8 protein-coding genes and 2 pseudogenes are annotated in these 8,241 nt (G+C 39.0%); 9 read left to right on the top strand and 1 reads right to left on the bottom strand.

What is annotated here, in order from left to right; translation table 11 throughout:
* Positions 1–121: 121 nt before the first annotated feature.
* The 6 genes and pseudogenes from ACTNES_RS17820 to ACTNES_RS17795 form a co-directional block, all read left to right on the top strand.
* Positions 122–265, top strand: a pseudogene (locus tag ACTNES_RS17820) (potassium-transporting ATPase subunit C); the annotation flags it as partial.
* A gap of 154 nt (positions 266–419) precedes the next feature.
* The gene (locus ACTNES_RS17815; protein WP_441040257.1) at positions 420–1,760 is read left to right on the top strand and encodes a TrkH family potassium uptake protein; all 1,341 of its coding nucleotides are present in this window, start codon (positions 420–422) and stop codon (positions 1,758–1,760) included.
* 13 nt (positions 1,761–1,773) lie between these two features.
* A complete protein-coding gene (locus ACTNES_RS17810; RefSeq protein ID WP_300332909.1) occupies positions 1,774–2,421 on the top strand; it encodes a potassium channel family protein in 648 nt (215 codons plus the stop codon).
* A 21-nt stretch (positions 2,422–2,442) separates the two neighbouring features.
* Complete coding sequence (locus tag ACTNES_RS17805; RefSeq protein ID WP_300332912.1) at positions 2,443–2,985, top strand: LysR substrate-binding domain-containing protein; 543 nt, start codon at positions 2,443–2,445, stop codon at positions 2,983–2,985.
* An 89-nt stretch (positions 2,986–3,074) separates the two neighbouring features.
* Positions 3,075–5,774: a DUF4118 domain-containing protein gene (locus tag ACTNES_RS17800; RefSeq protein WP_441040256.1), complete on the top strand. Its 2,700-nt coding sequence runs from the start codon at positions 3,075–3,077 to the stop codon at positions 5,772–5,774.
* A complete protein-coding gene (locus ACTNES_RS17795; RefSeq protein WP_441040255.1) occupies positions 5,767–6,468 on the top strand; it encodes a response regulator in 702 nt (233 codons plus the stop codon). Before ACTNES_RS17800 ends, ACTNES_RS17795 begins: the two co-directional genes overlap by 8 nt.
* 310 nt (positions 6,469–6,778) lie before the next feature.
* Here ACTNES_RS17795 and ACTNES_RS17790 read toward each other — a convergent pair.
* Positions 6,779–6,988, bottom strand: a pseudogene (locus tag ACTNES_RS17790) (helix-turn-helix domain-containing protein); the annotation flags it as partial.
* A 213-nt stretch (positions 6,989–7,201) separates the two neighbouring features.
* Between ACTNES_RS17790 and ACTNES_RS17785 the strand changes: the two are divergent.
* The 3 genes from ACTNES_RS17785 to ACTNES_RS17775 form a co-directional block, all read left to right on the top strand.
* Entirely contained in the window at positions 7,202–7,393 is a 192-nt protein-coding gene (locus ACTNES_RS17785; protein WP_300335660.1) for a hypothetical protein, read from the top strand.
* A 56-nt stretch (positions 7,394–7,449) separates the two neighbouring features.
* Positions 7,450–7,911 (top strand): hypothetical protein, encoded by a 462-nt coding sequence (locus ACTNES_RS17780; protein ID WP_441040254.1) that lies wholly within the window; start codon positions 7,450–7,452, stop codon positions 7,909–7,911.
* Between the two features lie 167 nt (positions 7,912–8,078).
* A partial coding sequence (locus ACTNES_RS17775) for a threonine/serine exporter family protein (protein ID WP_441040258.1) occupies positions 8,079–8,241 on the top strand: 163 nt, incomplete at its 3' end.

The following is an 8,241-nucleotide window of genomic DNA, read 5'->3' as shown; positions in this document are numbered from 1 at the left end:
AAGGGTTCACATGGGAACAGTGTCTAAGAACAGGGGCATGTCTTGTGTGGGTGTCCGTAAAACGGGTACTACACTAATTCGCGTGTCCACTGTTATGGGTACATTATAATATCAGGTAACAAGAATTGCAAAAGCAAATAATATGAGTGAAGAGAAAGTCGGAGCTATTATTGAAAAATGCACCGACAGTAGATTTTTAGGTGTTTTTGGAGAGAAAACAGTAAATGTTCTGAAAGTCAATTTGATGTTGGACGGTATCCTGTAACTAGCACTCTCAAAAGATGAGCAAAAGATTTCAGACTTCTGCTCATCTTTATACAATCTTAATTTCAAAACAAACTTACTTACGCCCATTTAATACAAATAAAGATAGAATAAAGGAAATATAAAAAAGAAATTAAGATTATGGGGATATAGTTATGCAACAGACAAACAGATCAAGACATCGACATATAACATCATTTCAAGTGATTAGTTTAGGGTTTTTATCCGTGATTCTCTTAGGCAGTCTGTTTTTGATGCTGCCGATTGCTACAAAAAGCGGTCAGTGTACCTCCTTTTTGGATGCTTTGTTTACCGCAACTTCTGCGGTTTGTGTGACGGGACTGGTTATTAAGGATACGGCAACCTACTGGTCTTTATTTGGCCAAGGAGTTATTTTACTGCTGATTCAAATCGGAGGTATGGGAATTATTACGATTGCTATTGCGATTGCTGTTGTTTCCGGACGCAAAATCGGGTTGATGCAGCGAAGTACCATGCAAGAGGCAATTTCGGCTCCAACGGTGGGTGGTATTGTGCGGAGAACGCAATTTATTATTCGGACTACTATTCTTATCGAAATCATTGGTGCGGTTCTTTTAGCCCTTGTTTTTTGCAGGGACTTTGGGTTTTGGAAAGGAATATGGTATTCACTGTTCCATTCTATTTCTGCTTTTTGCAATGCAGGATTTGATCTAATCGGTATAAGAACCCCTTTTTCCTCGTTGACCTCTTATTCTGTACAGCCGATTGTAAATCTTGTAATTATGATGCTGATTATTGCAGGAGGTATTGGATTCCTTACCTGGGAGGATATAAAGAATCATAAATGGCATTTAAAAAAATACCGGATGCAAAGCAAGGTGATTTTTATGGTAACAGGAATATTGATATTCTTACCGGCTCTTTACTTTTTTTATTTTGAGTTTTCAAATGTGCCTCTTACAGAAAGAGTATGGGTTTCTTTGTTTCAATCCGTTACGCCGAGAACAGCAGGATTCAATACGGCAGATTTGACTTTACTCAGTGAAGTTGGGCAACTGCTTATCATTATGCTGATGCTCATCGGTGGCTCGCCCGGTTCCACTGCAGGTGGAATGAAAACGACAACTCTTGCAGTTCTAGTTTCATCGGCATTATCTGTATTTAGAAAAAAGGAACACACCCATTTTTTCGGCAGACAAATTCCGGATGGCACTATCAGAAATGCAGCTACGATTTTTTTGATGTATATCGTTTTATTCCTTTTCGGAGGAATGGTAATTAGCAGAACAGAAGATATTCCACTTATGGCCGCTTTGTTTGAGACGGCGTCGGCAATCGGGACGGTAGGGTTATCGTTGGGAATAACTCCTGACCTGGGGTTTGTTTCCCATATAATCTTGATTTGCCTGATGTTTTTTGGCAGAGTGGGAGGATTGACCTTGATTTTTGCTACCATTTCTGAAAAAAAGCTTAACGTTTCAAAATATCCTCAGGAAAAAATTACAGTAGGTTAAGGAGAATAAAAAAATGAAATCAATATTACTTATCGGTCTGGGAAGATTCGGACGGCACATTGCTATAAAATTAGATGAATTGCATCATCAGGTGATGGCGGTAGATAAAGAAGATACTCGAGTTGATGCTGTACTTCCCTTTGTAACCAACGCTCAGATTGGGGATGCGACTAATGAGGATTTTTTAAGTTCGCTTGGTGTTGGGAACTTTGATGTTTGTATTGTGGCTATCGGAGATAACTTTCAGAATTCATTGGAAGTAACGTCCCTTTTGAAGGAACTCGGTGCAAGAATGGTGGTGTCGCGTGCCGCTCGTGATGTTCATGCAAAATTTCTTTTACGAAACGGTGCAGATGAAATTGTTTATCCCGAAAGGCAGCTTGCCGATTGGGTTGCGATCCGTTATAGTGCTGATCATATTTTCGATTACATAGAACTAGATGAAGAACATGCAATCTTTGAAATATCTATACCGGGAGAATGGATAGGAAAAACAATCGGTCAGTTGGATATACGAAAAAAATATGACATCAATATTATGGCGCTGAAAACAAATGATATTATGAATTTGAAAATAAGTTCCGATACGCAGTTGTTAAAGGGCAGTACCATGCTTGTTCTTGGGGAGACGAAACATATTCAAAAATGTTTTCATATTTAATTTTTGAAAGAAGTTGGTGATATGAAAGACTTTGTTTTACTTATAGTGGTATTGGCAGCATTTATTTATGGTTATTTTCTTATGGAAAAGCTGGATAAATTTCTCAAGGAAAATCAATCCCAAAAACTTATTTCAGATTCTAAGCTCAGGATTGGATTTGAAACACCTGCAATCATAGATTCTATTGCAGATCTATTAGAACAATTTTCAAGCGAATACCCAAACTATGAGCTGAACCTGTTCTACGGTTCTGTAAGTGAAATAATAAATGGGCTGGGAAATAATAAACTTGATTTTGGCTTTATCATAGAAAATTCCAACGATATTTTGAAAGATGAGTATTGTTCCTTATCCCTTCAAATAAAGCAAAGTGTCATTACTCCAGGCTCTATAGACATTGCGGTACATCCCATCAACACGATTGAGAAACCAGCGAGAGTGATATGGCAAAATGACATTAATTGTATGAAGGGCCTATTTGTCGAAAAATTGCGTGATTTTTCGGAGCGTTTTCTGCTTTCGGCTACACGCCCGAATGGAAAAAAAGAAGAAAAGGTGGTATAATCTTTATGCGATTTTAATGTCAGTGCTAAAATGCTTTTCTGAAATTTACGTATTATTCTTATAATGTTTTTGTACAAGGAGATGACCGTATGAGTGAAAGCAGACACAATCCGGATCAGTTATTAAAGGAAATCCAAGCTGATGAAGAAAACCGTAATAAAGGACATTTGAAAATCTTTTTCGGATATGCAGCTGGTGTGGGTAAAACCTACGCCATGTTAGAAGCAGCTCATATGGAAAAACAGCAGGGAATTGACGTGGTAGCCGGTTATGTAGAACCCCACGCATGTTCCAAAACAGCAGCTCTTTTGAATGGCTTAGAAGTTCTTCCTACAAGAGAAGTTTTTTATAATGGTATGATACTGAACGAATTCGACATTGGCATGGCGTTGAAAAGAAAACCACAGCTTATCCTTGTAGATGAACTTGCGCATACGAATGCCGAAGGATGCCGTCATGCAAAACGGTATCAGGACATTAAGGAACTTTTGAATGCAGGGATTGATGTCTATACGACTGTCAATGTTCAGCATATTGAAAGCCTTTGTGATACAGTTGCGTCCATTACGGAAATTGTTGTACGGGAACGCATCCCGGATTCTATTTTTGATAATGCAGATCAGGTTGAATTAATAGATATTGAACCACAGGATTTGATCAACCGTTTGAATACAGGAAATGTATACAGACAGACACAGGAAAAACAGGCAGTAGAAAATTTTTTTACAATAGAAAATTTGACAGCTCTCCGGGAGATTTCACTGCGGCGATGTGCGGACCGGGTGAATATCCTCACAGAAAAAGCCCGCATAAAAAATCATGGAGATTATCACACAGATGAACATATTCTTGTATGTCTATCTTCTTCTCCATCCAATGCGAAAATTATCCGTACCGCCGCAAAAATGGCTTCTGCTTTTAAAGGGGAGTTTACGGCTCTGTTTGTAGAAACCCCAGATTTTTCGGTGATGAGCGAGGAAAATGTAAAACGCCTGCGTTCAAATATTTGTCTTGCTGAGCAGCTTGGGGCAAAAATAGAAACAGTTTACGGAGAAGATGTTCCGTTTCAGATTGCGGAATTTACTCGTTTGTCCGGTGTGTCAAAGATTGTGATCGGACGTAGTTCTGCTACAAAACGGCATTTGCTCAGCAAACCGACCCTGACAGAAAAATTGATTGATTATGCCCCTAACCTGGATGTGCATATTATTCCGGATACGGTTTCTAATGCGGCAGTGTATCAGTTAAGAGGGGGCAGGAAAAAGAATCATATCGTATTCTCTGTCACTGATACATTAAAATCTACTGCGATTCTGATTTTATCCAGTTTAGTCGGAATGATTTTCCAGAAATTTGGATTTGACGAAGCAAATATCATTACAGTTTTTGTTTTAGGTGTTCTTGTCACCGCTGTCATCACGAAACATCAGATATACAGCCTAATTTCCTCGATTGTAAGTGTTTTGGTCTTTAATTTCCTGTTTACGGAACCTCAATTTACCTTGCAGGCGTATGATCAGGTTTATCCTGTTACCTTTATTATCATGTTGTTGGCGGCATTTTTAACCGGTTCTCTTGCTATACGGATTAAAAACCAAGCAAAACAGGCGGCACAATCTGCTTACCGTACCAAAGTGTTATTTGATACAAACCAGCTATTGCAACAGGCAAAAGATAAAAATGAAATTGTATCTGCAACTTCAAATCAGCTCATTAAACTCTTGAGAAAAGATATCGTTTTTTATTTAGCTGATGGAGAAGTGTTGGATACGCCGCATATTTTTTCTGTAACTGAAGAAAATTTGGAATCGTGTATTTCCGAAAATGAAAAGGCCGTTGCCGGCTGGGTATTGAAAAACAATAAACGTGCCGGAGCTACAACAGGAACGCTTTCCAATGCAAAATGCCTGTACCTTGCTGTTCGCAGCAGCAGTATGGTATATGGAGTTATTGGAATCGTGATGGGGGAAATACCTCTTGATCCATTTGAAAACAGTATTCTACTATCCATTCTCGGAGAATGTGCCCTGGCTTTGGAAAATGAGAAAAATGCCCGTGAGAAACAGGAGGCGGCCATTCTTGCAAAAAATGAACAGTTGCGAGCGAACCTGCTGCGTGCTATTTCACATGATTTGAGGACACCGCTGACATCCATTTCTGGTAATGCCAGCAATCTTTTGTCCAACGGCGATTCCTTTGATAATGATACAAAAAAGCAGCTGTACATGGATATTTATGATGATTCCATGTGGCTGATTAACCTTGTAGAAAACTTGCTGGCTGTAACCCGGATTGAAGAAGGACGGTTGAATCTCCGTATAACGGAAGATTTGATGGATGACGTGATCACAGAAGCGTTACATCATATTAACCGAAAGAGTGAAGAACATCATATTTCCGTTGAAAGCAAAGAAGAATTTCTTCTTGCAAAAATGGATGCAAAGCTTATTGTTCAGGTAATCATCAATATTGTTGATAATGCTATCAAATATACACCTAAAAACTCTCATATTGTTATTCGGACAGAAAAGCGGGGGAAACAAGCAATCGTATCTATATCGGATGACGGAAACGGAATTGCTGACGAAATAAAGCCACGGATATTCGACATGTTCTACAGCGGTGCAAATCAAATCGCAGACAGCCGCCGAAGTTTAGGACTTGGATTATCTTTGTGCAAGTCCATTATTAACGCCCACGGCGGAGAACTTACTGTTTCAGATAATCTGCCGCACGGAACAGTATTTACATTTACATTACCGGCAGGGGAGGTCAAAGTATATGAATAAGTCACTAATATTAGTTGTAGAAGATGACACATCTGTTAGAAATTTAATTACAACAACCTTAAAAGCGCACGAATACCGATATCTGACGGCACCCGATGGTCAATCGGCAATTTTAGAAGCATCTTCACACAATCCTGACATTGTTTTACTTGATTTAGGACTTCCTGATATGGATGGTGTTGAGATTATTAAAAAAATCCGTACTTGGTCAAACGTGCCAATTATCGTAATCAGTGCTCGCAGTGAAGATACCGATAAAATTGATGCGTTGGATGCTGGCGCAGATGATTATTTAACAAAGCCATTTTCTGTTGAGGAACTGCTTGCCAGACTACGAGTCACGCAAAGAAGGTTATCGATGATGCAAAAAGTATCCCCTGCCGAAGCGGTTGTTTTTGTAAACGGAAAACTTCGTGTAGATTATGCTGCAGGTTGTGCTTATTTGAATGAAGAAGAGTTGCATTTAACACCTATTGAATATAAGTTGCTTTGCCTGTTGACAAGAAATATAGGAAAAGTTCTGACCCATACTTTCCTTACGCAAAGCATTTGGGGAAGTAGTTGGGATAATGATATTGCCTCTCTTCGTGTGTTTATGGCAACACTTCGTAAAAAAATCGAGAAAGAACCGAACTCTCCACAATATATCCAAACACACATTGGCGTTGGGTATCGGATGCTGAAAGTTGATTGAACTTCACAACACCATAGTTAAAATTGGAATATAAGCTGTAGATCTGTATAAGAGCCCCGTATGCACTGTTCAATGGGAGGAGCGAGAAAATATATTCTTCCTCTTCCTGTTAAAGAACTAAACACAGACGGCAACTTTTAAATTTCCTCTAAGAGCGGGCTATGTAAGTATCGCTAAGTTTCATTTATATAAGCTAATAGGTAAAATTTAATAGAATAACACGTAAAAAAGCACTGAAAATCGTTTGCTGACAGATTTATAGTGCTTTTATAGTGCTTTTTCTTTGACTACAAAGGAAAATACAACGAATTTAAGTTTCGCGCAGTTTTGCATTTGCAGATCGCCATTTCCTTTTAGGTTCATGTTTCCCACAATCGTCGCAGGTCTGTGGCCAGTTAATTTTCCACTCAAAATATTCATCTCTGGTAATCACACTGGATTTCATTTCTTCTTTTCTGAGAATCCATTCTTTCATAAAATCATTCAGAACTCCATAATTAAACCACATAGCGACAGGCGGAAATATAGTTTTTTGCAAATTATTGCAATAAGTGGTTGGTAAAATCCATCTGCCAGGCTTTATTAGTGAAAGGATTTTTGGAAGCAAACAACATTTCAGCACTTCGGGGCTGTAATAGTGAAGAAGCTAAAAAAATCTCTGTTGTACTTTGAAAATTACATGAGCTGTATGATCTGATTCCACAGATGCCATGATCCTGTAAGTATATTGTAGATGAGCGTCGAAGATACTCCGGAAACGGCTGGTAAGTTTGCGAAGAAGCTGCCAGCATTCAGAAATATTCTGATAGAGGTTGGATTCCCCTGGGATGTCGATATGTGTGACAGTAGCACAATTTCGGCGGTAACGCCAACATCAGGTCGTACGAATGGAAGCCATATCACGCTGCCTGTATCTGAAATGTAACAGCTAACAAAGAACTATCAAAAGAACAGAAAGTGTTAACTCACTGTAAGGAGGTGGTGCTGAAGAATCTCAAAGAAAGGGGGAATGTACCAAGGGTAAAACAGTTGGAGAAAGATATTTCCACTATTGAATCGAAAAAAAGCAGGTTAACAGATCTGCTGATTGATGGTAAAATAGAACAGGAAGATTATGATGAAAAGAAGCTGAGCTTTCAGCGGAAACTTCACCAGATTACGGAAGAAAAGGCTTATCTGGAAGAGAATATCGGACAGCAGAAGAATATAAGCAAGCGCATGTCACAGCTTCGGCAGACACTGGAAAATGAAAATGCCCTGGATGAATTTGACAGAATCGTGTTTGAAAGCATTGTAGAAAAGGTAATTGTCGGTGGATATGATGCGGAAGGTAATCCAACACCATATAAACTGACATTTGTACTTAAATGCAATCAGACATTAAAGGTAGAGAATGCAAAAGCAGACTACAGAGCAAATCAGAAAGGGAAAAAGGTGTCATAAATGGAGCAGAATAAGACAAAGCAATTGAATGAAAATGCAACTGAAAAAATGTATTCATCAGACGGTAACGTGGTTGGGGAAATGTGTTCCCCAGCCGATACCGATACACGTAGAAACAGTGGTGTCACTTCGTCGTAAATAAATGTTTCTGATAAGAGGTAATCGCCATGCAAACGTCTAAAGATTTTTTGCATATTTTTCTTGATATGGGTGATGCACTGTTAGATAGCGGTGCGGAGATTTTTCGTGTGGAGGATACACTGAATCGAATGGGCTATGCCTGCGGGGCTGCTCAGATGAATGTTTTTGTGATCACTTCCAGTATTGTTA

Origin of the sequence: Blautia sp. HCP3S3_D9, from assembly GCF_052063845.1 — a bacterium.
Lineage (GTDB): Bacteria > Bacillota > Clostridia > Lachnospirales > Lachnospiraceae > Blautia_A.
This window is presented reverse-complemented; position numbering and strand designations above follow the sequence as displayed.